Origin of the sequence: Streptomyces sp. NBC_00080 (assembly GCF_045041255.1) — a bacterium.
GTDB classification, from domain to species: domain Bacteria; phylum Actinomycetota; class Actinomycetes; order Streptomycetales; family Streptomycetaceae; genus Streptomyces; species Streptomyces coriariae.
The window spans coordinates 6,646,415-6,658,728 of sequence record NZ_CP108235.1; the positions used below are offsets into that span (position 1 = coordinate 6,646,415).

Below are 12,314 nucleotides of genomic sequence, written 5' to 3' on the forward strand. Positions count from 1 at the left end.
GGGCTCAGCCGCGCTGGATGCCGGAGGCGTCCCGCAGGACACCGCGGCGGCCGTCCTGGGTCTGCGCGACCAGACCCTGGGCGCCCTGCTCGACCGCGAGATACCAGGTACCCGGCGCCAGTTCGGCGATCGGCATCGGCGCGCCGTCCTCCGCGTACAGCGGACGCGGCACCGGCACGGCGAACCAGAACGGGGAGAAGTCCCCGCCCGACGGCTGCGCCGGACCCGGCTGGGCGCCGAACGGCGGCTGACCCGGCTGGCCCTGCTGCGGCGGACCGCCGAACGCCGACGGCTGCTGCGGGGCGCCCGGGTAGCCGTAACCGGCGGGCGGCTGCGCGCCGTACGGCTGCGGGGCGGCCGGCCTGGGGGCCGGCACGAGGGCGGCCTGCAGGGCGGGCACCAGCGGGGTGGCGACCGCGCCGGCGGCCAGCAGCAGCGCGGCGATCAGGCCCAGGATCAGACCGGAGCCCGTCTCGATGTCGGTGCTGCCGAAGGTGTCGCTGAACGCACCGAGCGGGTCGATGATCGTCCAGAACGCCGTCCACGCGGCGAAGACCGTCAGCGCGACACCGAACTGCCCCAGGTCGATGCCGGCCACCTTGCGCGGCTGCGGCAGCGCGCGGGCGACGACGATCAGGGCGGCACCGATGATTCCGCCGAGATACATGCTCATTACGAGGCCGAGGTTGTCCCAGGCGTTCGGGACGTCACTGCCGGAGCCGTCGAACGTGTCCAGGAACGACGCGATGAACAGCAATACCGCTGCTCCGATCACCACGCCGTCGCCTCGAGTGAGGGAGCGGATATTCACTTCAGGTCCTTCGTCAGTCGTCTCGTCATCGGTACACGCATACACATATCGGTAGAGGCGTCGCTGTCACCATGTCGCCGTCAGGCCCCTGTGTGAAGCGCGGGGGTGGCCCCTCATCGTAGGGACGACACTATCGTCACCACGATCGCGCTGTCCGCCGGGATGAGCGCCCTGATCACTACCCGCGCAGGAAACTCACGATTCCCTCAGAGATCCCCTGCGCCGCCTTCTGCCGCCAGGCGCCACTGGTCAGCAGCGCCGCGTCCTTGGTATCGCGCATGTTGCCGCACTCGATGAACACCTTGGGAACCGTTGACAGATTGAGACCGCCCAGGTCCTCACGCGTGACGAGACCGGTGCCGTCGCCGACGTAGTCGGACGGTGAAGTGCCCGTCGCCCGGGTGAAGTCGCCCGCGACGAGCTTCCCGAGGTCCTTCGACGGGCCGACGATGGCGCGGGTGTCCGCGCCGCCCTCGTGCACCGCGCCCGGCAGGATCACATGGAAGCCGCGCTGCCCGGCCCTGGCGCCGTCGGCGTGGATCGAGACGACCGCGTCGGCGTGCGCCGCGTTCCCGATCCGGGCGCGCTCGTCGACACACGGGCCGAACGGCCGGTCCCCGTCCTGCGTCAGCCGCACCGTGGCGCCCTGCTGCTGGAGCAGTGTGCGCAGCCGGTGGGCCACGTCCAGCGTGAACTCCGCCTCGCTGTAACCGGAGTTCGTGGACGTACCCGTCGTGTCGCACTCCTTCCGGTTGGTGCCGATGTCCACCTTGCGATTGATGTCGGCGGTGTGCTGGTAGTTGGTGGGGTTGTGGCCGGGGTCGATGACGACGACCTTGCCCCGGAGCGAGGTCGCGCCGGAACCGGCGGGGGCCGAGGCGGTGCCCGTACCGACACCCGTCTTCCCGTCACCGCCCGCACCGCCGCCGCTCCCCGCACCGTCCGAGCCGTTCGCGGGGGAACTCAGGACACTCGGCGCCGCTCCCGCCCCTGGCCCTTCCGTCCCGCCGTCCCCGGTTCCGCCCAGCGCCCCGTACGCCAGCCAGCCGAGCAGCGCCCCGGGCACCAGCGCGGCGAGCGCCACGGTCAGCGGGCGGCGCAGCGGCGAGCGGCGCGGCCGCGGAGGACCGAAGGGATCGGAGGGATCGAAGGGACCGGGGTTCGAGCCTGCGTACGACACGCCTGCCACCCTAACGGCCACCCCGAGGAGCTCCAGCGGGACGACGCCGGACGGATGACGGAGGCGGATGACGGGCGGCGGCCGGTCGACGGACGGATGCGGTTGCGGACGGCGGTCGGTCGGCTCGGCCCGGTCGGTCGGCCTCGGCGGTCGGTCCGCTTCGGCCGATCGGTCGGCTCCGCTCGGCTGTCAGGCGGCGGAGGGTCGGCGTGGCAGCCAGGTCAGCATCAGGACCGCCCCCACGAGCAGTACCCCCGTCCCGGTGCGGAAGGCCAGTGCGTAGCCCTCCGTCAGCGCCTCCGGGGTCCCGCGTCCCGCGGTGCGGGCGGACGCGAGCGTCGACAGCACCGCGAGGCCCAGCGCGCCGCCCATCGTGCGGGAGGTGTTGACCAGGCCGGAGACCAGACCCGCGTCGCCCGGTGCCGCGCCCGAGATGGCCAGCGAGGCGAGCGGGGTCGAGGCCAGGCCCGCGCCGAGCATCATCAGGACGCCCGGCAGCATGATCCCGGTGACGTACCCGCCGTGCGCGCTCATCGTCGATTGCCAGGCGAACCCGGTCGCGGCGAGCAGCGTGCCCAGCGTGGCCACGGTGCGTGCCCCGGCCGTGCGCATGAAACGGGGCGCGAGTTTCGCGGCGAGGACGATGGCCAGCGAACTCGGCACGAGCGCCAGGCCGGCCTCCAGCGGGGTGTAGCCCAGGACGTTCTGCGCGTACAGCGTCATGAAGAACCACATGGAGAACATGGCCGAGCCGCTCACGAACATCGCCGCGTTCGCCGCCGACACCGCCCGCAGTCGGAACAGCCCGAGCGGCATCAACGGGTCCGCCGTCCGGACCTCGACGGCGAGGAACAGGCCGATCGACGCGAGCCCGGCGGCCAGCGGGACGAGGGTGGCCGGCGCCGTCCAGCCCTCCGCCTCCGTCCGCGAGATGCCGTACGCCAGCGTGGCGAGGCCGGCCGTGACCAGCAGTGCGCCCGGCAGGTCCGGGCGGCGGCCGTCCCCGGCCCGGCTCTCGGACAGCCACCACAGCGAGCCGGCCAGCAACAGCACACCGACCGGCACGTTGATCAACAGGACCCAGCGCCAGGACATGAGGTCCACCAGTGCCCCGCCGACGAGCCCGCCCGCGGCCCCACCACCCGCGCCGACGGCCGTCCAGGTGGCGATGGCCCGCGCCCGCGCGGCGCCCTCCGGTACGGCGGAGGTGACGATCGTCAGCGTCGCGGGCGCGAGGATCGCCGCGCCCAGACCCTGCACGGCCCGCGCGAGCAGCAGTTGCCGTCCGTCCAGCGCCAGGCCACCGGCCAGCGAGGCCAGCGTGAACAGGGCGAGGCCGGTGAGGAACATCCGCTTGCGACCGTAGAGGTCGCCCGCCCGGCCGCCGAGCAGCATGAACCCGGCGAAGGCGATCGAGTACGCGTTCACCACCCAGTGCAGGCCCGAGGCACTCATCCCGAGATCCGCCCGGATCGACGGCAGCGCCACGTTCACCACGGACACGTCGAGCACGACGAGGAACTGTCCGGCGCAGGCGAGTGCCACGAGCAGCCAGGCGGGAGCGGTGGGAGGGCGGGATCTCCGGGCGCGGGCGGTGTCGGCGGTTTCCAGCATGGGCGTCATGGTCTCAACCGGGTTGCGCCCCTTGCATCGGGATTTCGACCCAGGGCGCGGGTGGGAGGTCGCCCCGGGACGCCGGTGGCTCAGGAGGCGGTGAAGTCGGCGATGTGGTCGGTGGCCCAGACGGTGAAGGGGCGGGCGGGGTGGCCGGTGAGTTCCTCGACGGTGCGGGTGAGGGCGACGGGCCTGCCGTCCGTGGACTCCCACCAGGCGAGGAGGGCGTCGGCGTAGACGGCGGGGATGTGCCCGCCGGTCTCCTTCTTCCACTCCTCGGCGGTGACGTGCTTGACCGCGATGGCACGGCCGGTGACGGCGGCGAGCCGGTCGATCTGCTCGGCGAACGTCAGCGACTCGGGTCCGGTGAGGGTGAACCGGCCGCCGCGGTGCCGGGGGTCGGTGAGGACGGCGTGGGCGGCCTCGGCCAGGTCCCTCTCGTGGAGGGGGTCGGTGTGGGCGCCGGGGAAGGGCAGGCTGACGGGCTGTCCGGCCCTGACGGGCCAGGCCCAGGACGCGGCGTTGGAGGCGAAGGAGCCGGGTCGCAGGAGGGTGGTGGAGATCGGGGAGGCGAGCAGCGCCCGCTCCACGGCCAGATGCGAGCCGGCCAGTGGGTCGTCCTTCGGCTCGGAGTCGAGCACGCCCAGGACGCTCGAGCTGGACAGCACCACGACGTGGGTGACGCCGGCCCGGTGGGCCTGGTCGACGAACTCGGTGACGTGGTCGGGGGTCGCGTAGAGGAAGACGGAGGTGACGCCGGCCAGGGCGGCGGGGAAGGTCGCGGGGTCGGTGAGGTCGAGGGTGACCGTCTCGACGCCGGGAGGCGGGGTGAGGTCGGCCCGGGCGGCCGAGCCGACCCGCACGGGTATGCCGTCGGCGTGCAGGAGGGCGAGCAGCCGGGTGGCGACCGCGCCGCGGCCTCCGGTGATCAGGATCATGACGGTTCCTTTGCTGAGTGCTGTGACTTCTCGGTGCCGTGACTTCTCGGTGTCGGGACGTCTGGGTGCTGCGAGTTCCGAGGTGCTGCGAGTTCCGAGGTGCGGCGAGTTTCAAGGGTCGCGAACGCCGTTCGTGGCGAACGCTGTTCGTCAACGTATCTCGACACTAGGGAGCGAACGATGTTCGTGTCAAACGTTGTTCGTCACGGTCGTCGTTCGTGGCGACCGGCGTTCGTGCCCGTTGCCACTCCCCGCTACCCTCTCCACGTGACCCCCGAGCCGATCAGCCGCCGCGCGCGGCCCGCCAAGGCCCCTCTCAGCCGCGAGGCGATCGTGCGTGCCGGGCTGACCATCCTCGACCGCGACGGGCTGGACGCGCTGACCATGCGCCGCGTCGCCAAGGAGCTCGACACCGGGCCGGCCTCGCTCTACGTCTACGTCGCCAACCGCGACGACCTGATGGCCGCGATGCTGGACGAGGCTCTCGCCCGGGTCCCGCTCACCGCGGAGGGCACCTGGCGGGAGCAGCTGCACGCGCTGGTCGCGGCGACCGTCGAGGCCATGAGCCGGCACGAGGGGCTGGCCGCCGTCGCCCTCGGCGCGATCCCCACCGGCGCCAACGCCCTGCTCGTCATCGACCGCATGCTCGCGCTGCTCAAACAGGGCGGCCTCGACGACATCACCGCCGCCTGGGCCGTCGATCTGCTCCATCTCCACAGCGCGGCGGCCGCCGCCGAACAGAGCGCCCACCTCACCAAGGGGGGCAAGGAGGAGACCGTCGTGGCGGACGCCGACCGTCACTACGCGGCCCTGCCCGCCGACCGCTATCCGATGATCACCGCCCTGCGGCCGGCCCTGTTCTCGCCCGGCGACCGCGACACCTGGGGCCTGGACGTGCTGCTCAGCGGCATCCTCCGGACCCCCGCCCGCTGAGACGCGGCGCCGCCCCCGGTCGACTTCCGGCCGTCGCTCGCGCGGGGCGACCTTCAGGGGAACCTCAGGGCGACCTTCAGGGGAACCTTCAAGAGAAGATAAAGAAATCGTTAGTACGCCGAAGCATCGGAATAGTTGCCCATGCATACAGGTTCGGTCTCCATGTATCCCTGACGCACCGCCCCCGGAGGCCCCACCTCATGACGCACACGACGACCGGCAGGCCCACCCGCGAAGCGAGCGGAGCCGTGGTCCCGGTACTCGCCTTCGCGGGCATCGTGGTCGCGGTGATGCAGACCCTGCTCGTCCCGGTCATCAAGGACCTGCCCCAGCTGCTGGGCACCGCGCCCAGCAACGCCACCTGGGTCCTGACCTCGACCCTGCTGTCGGGTGCCGTGGCCACGCCGATCATGGGCCGCCTCGGCGACCTGTACGGCAAGCGGCGCATGCTGATAGCCAGCCTCGCGGTGATGGTCGTCGGCGCGCTGGTCAGTGCCCTCACCAGCGACCTGATCACGATGATCGCCGGCCGCACCCTCCAGGGCTTCGCGATGGGCGCGATCCCGCTCGGCATCGGCCTGATGCGGGACATGCTGCCGCGCGAGAAGCTCGGCTCGGCGATGGCTCTGATGAGCTCCTCGATCGGCGTCGGCGGCGGCCTCGCCCTGCCGCTCGCGGCCCTGATCGCCCAGCACGCCGACTGGCACGCCCTGTTCTACGGCGCCGCCGGCCTCGGAGCCCTCGCCATCGCCCTCACCCTCCTCGTCGTCCCCGAGTCCCCGGCGCGTGCCGAGGGCACCTTCGACGTAGCCGGCGCGATCGGCCTCTCCACCGGTCTGGTGCTCTTCCTGCTGCCGATCACCAAGGGCAGTGACTGGGGCTGGACCTCCGGCACCACCCTCGGCCTCTTCGCCGCCGCGGCCGTCGTCCTCGTCCTGTGGGGCGTGATGGAGCTGCGGCTGAAGGCCCCGCTCGTCGACCTGCGCACCACGGCCCGGCCGGCCGTCCTCTTCACCAACCTGGCCTCGATCATGGTCGGCGTCTCGTTCTACGTCGTCTCCCTGGTCCTGCCGCAGCTGCTCCAGTTGCCGAAGTCCACCGGCTACGGCCTCGGCCAGTCGATGGTCACCGCCGGTCTGCTCGTCGCGCCGCTCGGCCTGACGATGATGTTCACCGCGCCCGTCTACGCCAGGCTGTCCGCCAAGTACGGCCCCAAGTTCACCCTGATCCTCGGCATGCTGATCATCGCGATCGGCTACGGCGCGGGCCTCGGCCTGATGAGCGCCGCCTGGCAGAGCCTCGTCATCGCCGTCGTCCTCGGCGCGGGCATCGGCCTCGCGTACTCCTCCCTGCCCGCGCTGATCGTCGGCGCGGTCCCGGCCTCGGAGACCGGCGCGGCCAACGGCCTCAACACCCTGATGCGGTCCATCGGCACCTCGGTGTCCAGCGCCGTCATCGGCATGGTGCTGGCCAACACCGCGAACAACGTCGGCGGCGTCGCCGTACCGACCATGCACGGCTTCCGCGTCTCCTTCCTGATCGCCACCGCCGCCGTCGCGGTCGGCCTGCTCCTCGCCCTCTTCCTGCCCAGGCAGCAGCGCCCGTCGGCCGTGCCGCAGCTGCGCGCCAGCAGCGAGGAGGAGGCCAACCTGAAGCACGCCGAGGAGGTCCTGCGGGGCTTCCGCGGCCGGGTCCTGGACGCCGACGGCGTCCCGGTCGCCCGTGCCAAGGTCACGCTCATCGACCGCCGCGGCCGCCAGGCCGGCGCCACCCTGTCGCAGGAGGACGGCAGCTACGCCCTCGCCGTCCCGGCCCAGGGCGCCTACGTCCTCGCCGCCAAGGCCACCGGCCACGGGCCGCTGGCGAGCTCCGCGACCCACGCGGGCGACGAGCGTCCGGTCGACCTGGACCTGGCCCTGCCCGGCGAGACGGTCAGCGCCTGACCCCACCGGGCCCGGCCCGCGCGCCCCGGCCCGCCGTTTCCGCACCCCCTGTCGCCTCGGCGGCGGGGGGTGCGGCAGCATGGGCGGCCGTACGCACGGACCACCCGCGCGCACGGACAACCACCGCAACCACCCCCACGGCATGCACCACCGCGCACGGACCCCGGAGGACCCCTATGCCCGCGGCACCCAAGCCCGAGATCCTGGCCGCGTTCGAGGCGGCGAAGGGGTTCATGCCGGTCGACGAGGGCCTCGCCCTGTACGCGGCCGCCGTCGAGGCGGGTGCGCTCGGGCTGCCGCTGCTCGAGGTCGGCACCTACTGCGGGCGCTCCACGATCCTGCTCGCGGACGCGGCCCGGCAGACCGGGGTCAGCGCGCTCACCCTCGACCACCACCGGGGCAGCGAGGAGCAGCAGCCCGGCTGGGAGTACCACGACCCGGAGACCGTCGACCCCGAGGTCGGTCTGATGGACACCCTGCCCACCTTCCGCCGCACCCTGCACCGCGCGGGCCTGGAGGACCATGTGGTCGCCCTGGTCGGACGTTCGCCGCGCATCGCCGCGTTCTGGAACTCGCCCCTCGGCCTCGTGTTCGTCGACGGCGGTCACACCGACGAGCACGCCACCTCCGACTACGAGGGCTGGGCACCGCACGTCGCCGAGGGCGGGCTCCTCGTCATCCACGACGTGTTCCCCGATCCGGTCGACGAGTTCACCGGCCAGGCCCCCTACCGCGTCTACCTCCGCGCCCTGGACTCCGGCGCCTTCACCGAGGTCTCGGACACGGGCTCGCTGCGCGTGCTGCGACGCACGGGCGCGGGCATCTAGGGCGCGGTCACGACGGTTTCGCGTTGCGGCGGCGGCGACGGAGGTACGCCGCCGCCAGGACTACGAGGACCAGGGCGCCCGCGGCCCAAGCCCAGGGGTGACTGGAGACCCGGTAGGGCGAGGCGGGCGAGGCGGGCGAGGCGTCGAGCGGGATGACGGCGACGTCGTTGGCCGGGGTGCGGTCGAACGGGTTGTACGTGCGGATGGTGCCCTCGGCCCCCTGGACCCGACGGTCGATGCGGATGTGGAAGTCGATCGCGGTGGTGCCCCCTTCGTGCCGCGCTTCGTAGAGGCCGTCGTCGCCGATCTCGCAGACGAACGCCCCGCCGGGCTTCTCCGGTCGCCCGCAGGCCCACTTCCCACCGTCCCCCTCGAAGACGTACGGGATCGAGGTGACCGTGGTGCCCTCCGGCGGGACCACCTCGAAGCGGCCCTGATCCTCTTCGCCCAGCACCCGGCCGGGACCGAGGTCCTCCAGCCCGAGTCGCACCTGCACCGTGTCACCGACCCGGCCCCGCACGATCGCGGTGACCGGACGGTAGTCGACCTGCACGGTGGTGGTGATCCCGAGCCTGCCGTGCGTGTCGTCGAAGTCCTGGGCGGCCGTGCGGACCAGGGTGAGCGGGGCGCCGGTGCCGCGCACGGTGTGGTCGGCGGGGCGGGCCGGCGGCGACGACCAGGTGTAGGTCACCTCGCCGGTCAGTCTCCCGGGCGGCGTGACCGTGTAGACCAGCGGCGCGCTGGCGCGGTAGGCGGCGCCCGCCGCGGCCTTCGTGGGGAAGGTGCACCAGGCGGAGGTGGGCGCGGGGCCCGCGTAGAAGCAGTTGCTGTGCCGTGCGGTCAGCGTCAGCCCCTCCGACACGTTGACCTGGAGGGCGACGCCCGCCTCCGTGGGGAAGCGGGTGTTGTTGGCCAAGCGGGCCGTGACGTTCGCGGACCTTCCCGGTGCCAGCCCGCTCACGCCCTTCTCCTGCCCGGGCGCGGTCAGTGTCGGACCGCCGACGGTCATCCGGGTGGTGCCGGTGACGGTGGGCGCGTTGTCGGCGGTCGCGGTGTACGTCACCGTCCCGCTGTCGCCCGGCTCGACGCCGTCCACCCCGAGGAGGGCGAGGGGGTTGTAGCTCTCGCCGTCGCCGTTCTGCACGTTGCCGTACTCGCAGGTGTAGATCGGGCCCTCGGCCTTGCACATGCCCCCTTCACCGAGCCGGGCGACGCCTCCCAGGCCCGACGCGTCCACGACGACCCGGACATTGCGGGCCGGTTCGCCGCCCTTGCTCCGCTCGACGAAGACGGGGACGGGGAAGTCGTTGTTCGAAGCCGCGGCCCCCTGGTCGGCGTTGTACATGACGTACGTCTCCGGCGTCTCGAACCGCATGACGACCTGCTCGGAGCCGCCGCCGGCGGCGGCCGGTGCCACCGCCGTGGCGAACAGTGCCGCGACACTCGCCGCCAGCGCGGCCGGACGCCTGAGGATCCGTATCGGTAAAGACATGCGGGCACTATGCCAGCGCCGGTCCGGTCCTCTGCGGCCACCTCTTGCAACCGGCCCTCACCGCAGGCCTTCACGCCCGGCCGGCCTTTGCGGCCGGTCCTCACAGCCAGCCCTGCTGCCGAGCCTCCCGCATCGCCTCCATGCGGTTGCGGGTCCCCGTCTTCCCGATCGCGGACGACAGGTAGTTGCGGACCGTGGACTCCGAGAGGTGCAGCCTGGCGGCGATGTCGGAGACGGTCGCGCCGTCCACCGAGGCCTTCAGGACGTCGCACTCGCGGGCGGTGAGCGGGTTCGGGCCGGCGCTCAGCGCGGCGGTGGCCAGTGCCGGGTCCACGACCGTCTCGCCGGCCAGCACCCGGCGGATCGCCGCCGCCAGCTCCTCCACCGGGCCGTCCTTGACCAGGAACCCCGAGGCCCCGGCCTCCATGGCCCGGCGCAGATAGCCGGGCCGGCCGAACGTGGTCAGGATCAGCACCCGGCAGCCGGGCGCCTGGTCGCGCAGCTCGGCGGCCGCGTCCAGGCCGCTGATGCCGGGGAGTTCGATGTCGAGGAGCGCGACGTCCGGCCGGTGGAGGAGCGCGGCGTCCACGATCGCGTCCCCGGTGCCCACCTGCGCGACGACCTCGATGTCGGTCTCCAGCCCCAGCAGCAGGGCCAGCGCCCCGCGCATCATTCCCTGGTCCTCCGCGAGCAGCACCCTGATGGACTTGGCTGGGCGGTGGTCGTCGGGCATCTCGTTCACGGGCCAACCCGGCATCTCGGTCACGGGCCAAGGTTAGGGCCGGCGGCCACGGACGGCACGGTGTCCGCGGACTGCGTGGCCGCGGCGGACCGTGTCCCTTCGGGTTCGGTGGCCTTGCCGGTGCCGGTGCCGGTGCCGGTGCCGGTGCCGGTGGCAGTGACAGGGGCAGGGGCAGTGGTGGTGGCGCCCACGTGTGGCATCGGGAGTTCGACCGGCAGTTCCGCCGTGACCGTGAAACCGCCGCGTGGTCCCGGGCCCGCCGTCAGGGTGCCGCTCGCCGCCGCCAGGCGTTCGCGCAGGCCGGTGAGTCCGGTGCCGCCGCCCGGCGCGCAGCAGCTGTCGCCGCCCGTGTCACCGTGGTCGCAGTCGCCGCCTCCTCCACTGCTGCTGCTGATGCTGCTGCTGCCGTCGTCCGTCACCGTCAGCCGGACCCGCTCGGGGGTGCCCGAGACCGTGATCCCGCAGTGGCTCGCGTCGCTGTGCCGGACGACGTTGGTGACCGCCTCGCGCACCACCCAGCCGAGCAGGGCCGCGGTCCTCGGGTCCGGCGGCGGCCCGGACCGGCTCACCGACGGTTCGACGCCCGCCGCCGTCAGGGCCGAGCGGGCCCGGTCCAGCTCGCCGGCCAGGCTGCCCTCGCGGTAGCCGGTGACCGCCTCGCGGATCTCGGTCAGCGCCTGGCGGCCCACCGCCTCGATGTCGGTGACCTGGGAGAGGGCCGCGTCCATGTCGCGCGGCGCCAGCCGCCGGGCCGCCTCCGACTTCACCACGATCACCGACAGGGTGTGGCCGAGCAGGTCGTGCAGATCGCGGGAGAAGCGCAGCCGCTCCTCCTCCACCGCCCGGCGGGCGAGTTCCTCACGGGCGGCGCGCAGCTCCCGTACGGCCTCGGAGAGGGAGAGGATCGCGGCCGTCACCATCGTCGAGATCCAGGTGGCGTAGGCGATGGTGAGACCGTCCCAGCCGTCGCGGACGCAGGCGACCGCGCCCGCCAGGACGGCGACGGCGGTACCGATGCTCCGCAGCTGGGGGCCGCGCAGTACCGCACCCGTCGCGAGGCCGAACAGCGGGAGGAAGAGCAGCCAGCTGCCGCCGTAACCGAGGGCGAGCCCGCAGGTCACGAGGCCCAGCAGCACCAGCGCCACCCGCGTGGACGTGGCCTCGCGGGCCTCCTTCACGAAGGCGCGGAAAGCGACGTAGATGTAGAGCGAGTTGAACGCCAGCAGGCCCAGGCTGCCGATCCACGGGTCGGCGTCGCCCTGGAAGACGTTGGAGAACGCGCCCATCCCCATCAGCAGCCACGGCAGCAGCGTGAAGCCGCTGGCCGGCGGGCCCGGGTCCTCGGGAATCCGCCCGGCCCGGCGGGCGCTGCGGTACTCGGCCTTGAAGCGCTCCTTGTCCGCTCTCCAGTGCCGCCGGTGCTCCCGTGCCGTACGGAACGCCGAGCGCCAGGCGTCCCGGCGGCAGGTCGCCGCGCGGCGCCGGTCCTCGAATGACCTGGTCATATGTTCGTCCCCCGTTCCTGCGTCTTCCACGGTCGTGGCCTGTCTTCGACGCTACGTTTCCGCGCCCGCTCGCGGCAGTGCCGGATGTACGCGGTCGGGCAGGACAAATGTCATCGGCACCCGTTTCTGACATGCCGTCAGGTGTCTTCACAACTTCCGGGGCCTGGGCTATACAGGGGGTCGCCGCACTGGAACGCGTTCTAGATCCGTTCTGGGTAGGGCGGGTTCCGCGGCCCCGTGACGGCCTCGGTGCGGCCGATCGGTGCGGACGGCCGTGCCGAGGTCTTGGAACCATCCGATCCATCCGATCGATCCGAGCGATCAGGAGC

10 protein-coding genes are annotated in these 12,314 nt (G+C 72.8%); 3 read left to right on the top strand and 7 right to left on the bottom strand.

Annotation, left to right across the window (positions count from 1 at the left end; translation table 11 throughout):
* Nucleotides 1–4: 4 nt before the first annotated feature.
* The 4 genes from OHU34_RS29645 to OHU34_RS29660 form a co-directional block, all read right to left on the bottom strand.
* Nucleotides 5–811, bottom strand: coding sequence for a DUF5336 domain-containing protein (locus tag OHU34_RS29645; RefSeq protein WP_082412493.1), 807 nt, complete (start codon nt 809–811; stop codon nt 5–7).
* A 178-nt stretch (nt 812–989) separates the two neighbouring features.
* The gene (locus OHU34_RS29650; RefSeq protein WP_405769125.1) at nt 990–1,991 is read right to left on the bottom strand and encodes an N-acetylmuramoyl-L-alanine amidase; all 1,002 of its coding nucleotides are present in this window, start codon (nt 1,989–1,991) and stop codon (nt 990–992) included.
* Between the two features lie 189 nt (nt 1,992–2,180).
* Nucleotides 2,181–3,614: a DHA2 family efflux MFS transporter permease subunit gene (locus tag OHU34_RS29655; protein ID WP_405769128.1), complete on the bottom strand. Its 1,434-nt coding sequence runs from the start codon at nt 3,612–3,614 to the stop codon at nt 2,181–2,183.
* Between the two features lie 80 nt (nt 3,615–3,694).
* Nucleotides 3,695–4,543 carry an NAD(P)H-binding protein gene (locus OHU34_RS29660; RefSeq protein WP_405769131.1) on the bottom strand — a complete coding sequence of 283 codons (849 nt, stop codon included), beginning with the start codon at nt 4,541–4,543 and terminating at the stop codon, nt 3,695–3,697.
* Nucleotides 4,544–4,810: 267 nt separating this feature from the next.
* Here OHU34_RS29660 and OHU34_RS29665 point away from each other — a divergent pair, with 267 nt between their 5' ends.
* The 3 genes from OHU34_RS29665 (at nt 4,811) to OHU34_RS29675 (ending at nt 8,246) form a co-directional block, all read left to right on the top strand.
* Entirely contained in the window at nt 4,811–5,476 is a 666-nt protein-coding gene (locus tag OHU34_RS29665; RefSeq protein WP_405769133.1) for a TetR/AcrR family transcriptional regulator, read from the top strand.
* Between the two features lie 200 nt (nt 5,477–5,676).
* Nucleotides 5,677–7,419 (top strand): MFS transporter, encoded by a 1,743-nt coding sequence (locus tag OHU34_RS29670; protein WP_142263987.1) that lies wholly within the window; start codon nt 5,677–5,679, stop codon nt 7,417–7,419.
* Nucleotides 7,420–7,595: 176 nt separating this feature from the next.
* Nucleotides 7,596–8,246 carry a class I SAM-dependent methyltransferase gene (locus OHU34_RS29675; protein WP_142263986.1) on the top strand — a complete coding sequence of 217 codons (651 nt, stop codon included), beginning with the start codon at nt 7,596–7,598 and terminating at the stop codon, nt 8,244–8,246.
* 7 nt (nt 8,247–8,253) lie between these two features.
* Here the strand turns inward: OHU34_RS29675 and OHU34_RS29680 are convergent, their stop codons facing one another.
* From OHU34_RS29680 to OHU34_RS29690, 3 genes are all read right to left on the bottom strand, one after another.
* Nucleotides 8,254–9,738, bottom strand: coding sequence for a hypothetical protein (locus tag OHU34_RS29680; protein WP_405769136.1), 1,485 nt, complete (start codon nt 9,736–9,738; stop codon nt 8,254–8,256).
* Nucleotides 9,739–9,838: 100 nt separating this feature from the next.
* Nucleotides 9,839–10,471 carry a response regulator transcription factor gene (locus tag OHU34_RS29685; protein ID WP_054238242.1) on the bottom strand — a complete coding sequence of 211 codons (633 nt, stop codon included), beginning with the start codon at nt 10,469–10,471 and terminating at the stop codon, nt 9,839–9,841.
* A gap of 29 nt (nt 10,472–10,500) precedes the next feature.
* Nucleotides 10,501–11,985: a sensor histidine kinase gene (locus OHU34_RS29690; protein ID WP_405769139.1), complete on the bottom strand. Its 1,485-nt coding sequence runs from the start codon at nt 11,983–11,985 to the stop codon at nt 10,501–10,503.
* Nucleotides 11,986–12,314 lie beyond the last annotated feature (329 nt).

Coding starts and splice junctions, on each gene's coding strand:
- OHU34_RS29655 (WP_405769128.1), bottom strand. CDS start 3,614: ATGACGCCCATGCTGGAAACCGCCGACACCGCCCGCGCCCGGAGATCC.
- OHU34_RS29660 (WP_405769131.1), bottom strand. CDS start 4,543: ATGATCCTGATCACCGGAGGCCGCGGCGCGGTCGCCACCCGGCTGCTC.
- OHU34_RS29670 (WP_142263987.1), top strand. CDS start 5,677: ATGACGCACACGACGACCGGCAGGCCCACCCGCGAAGCGAGCGGAGCC.
- OHU34_RS29675 (WP_142263986.1), top strand. CDS start 7,596: ATGCCCGCGGCACCCAAGCCCGAGATCCTGGCCGCGTTCGAGGCGGCG.
- OHU34_RS29680 (WP_405769136.1), bottom strand. CDS start 9,738: ATGTCTTTACCGATACGGATCCTCAGGCGTCCGGCCGCGCTGGCGGCG.
- OHU34_RS29685 (WP_054238242.1), bottom strand. CDS start 10,471: ATGCCCGACGACCACCGCCCAGCCAAGTCCATCAGGGTGCTGCTCGCG.
- OHU34_RS29690 (WP_405769139.1), bottom strand. CDS start 11,985: ATGACCAGGTCATTCGAGGACCGGCGCCGCGCGGCGACCTGCCGCCGG.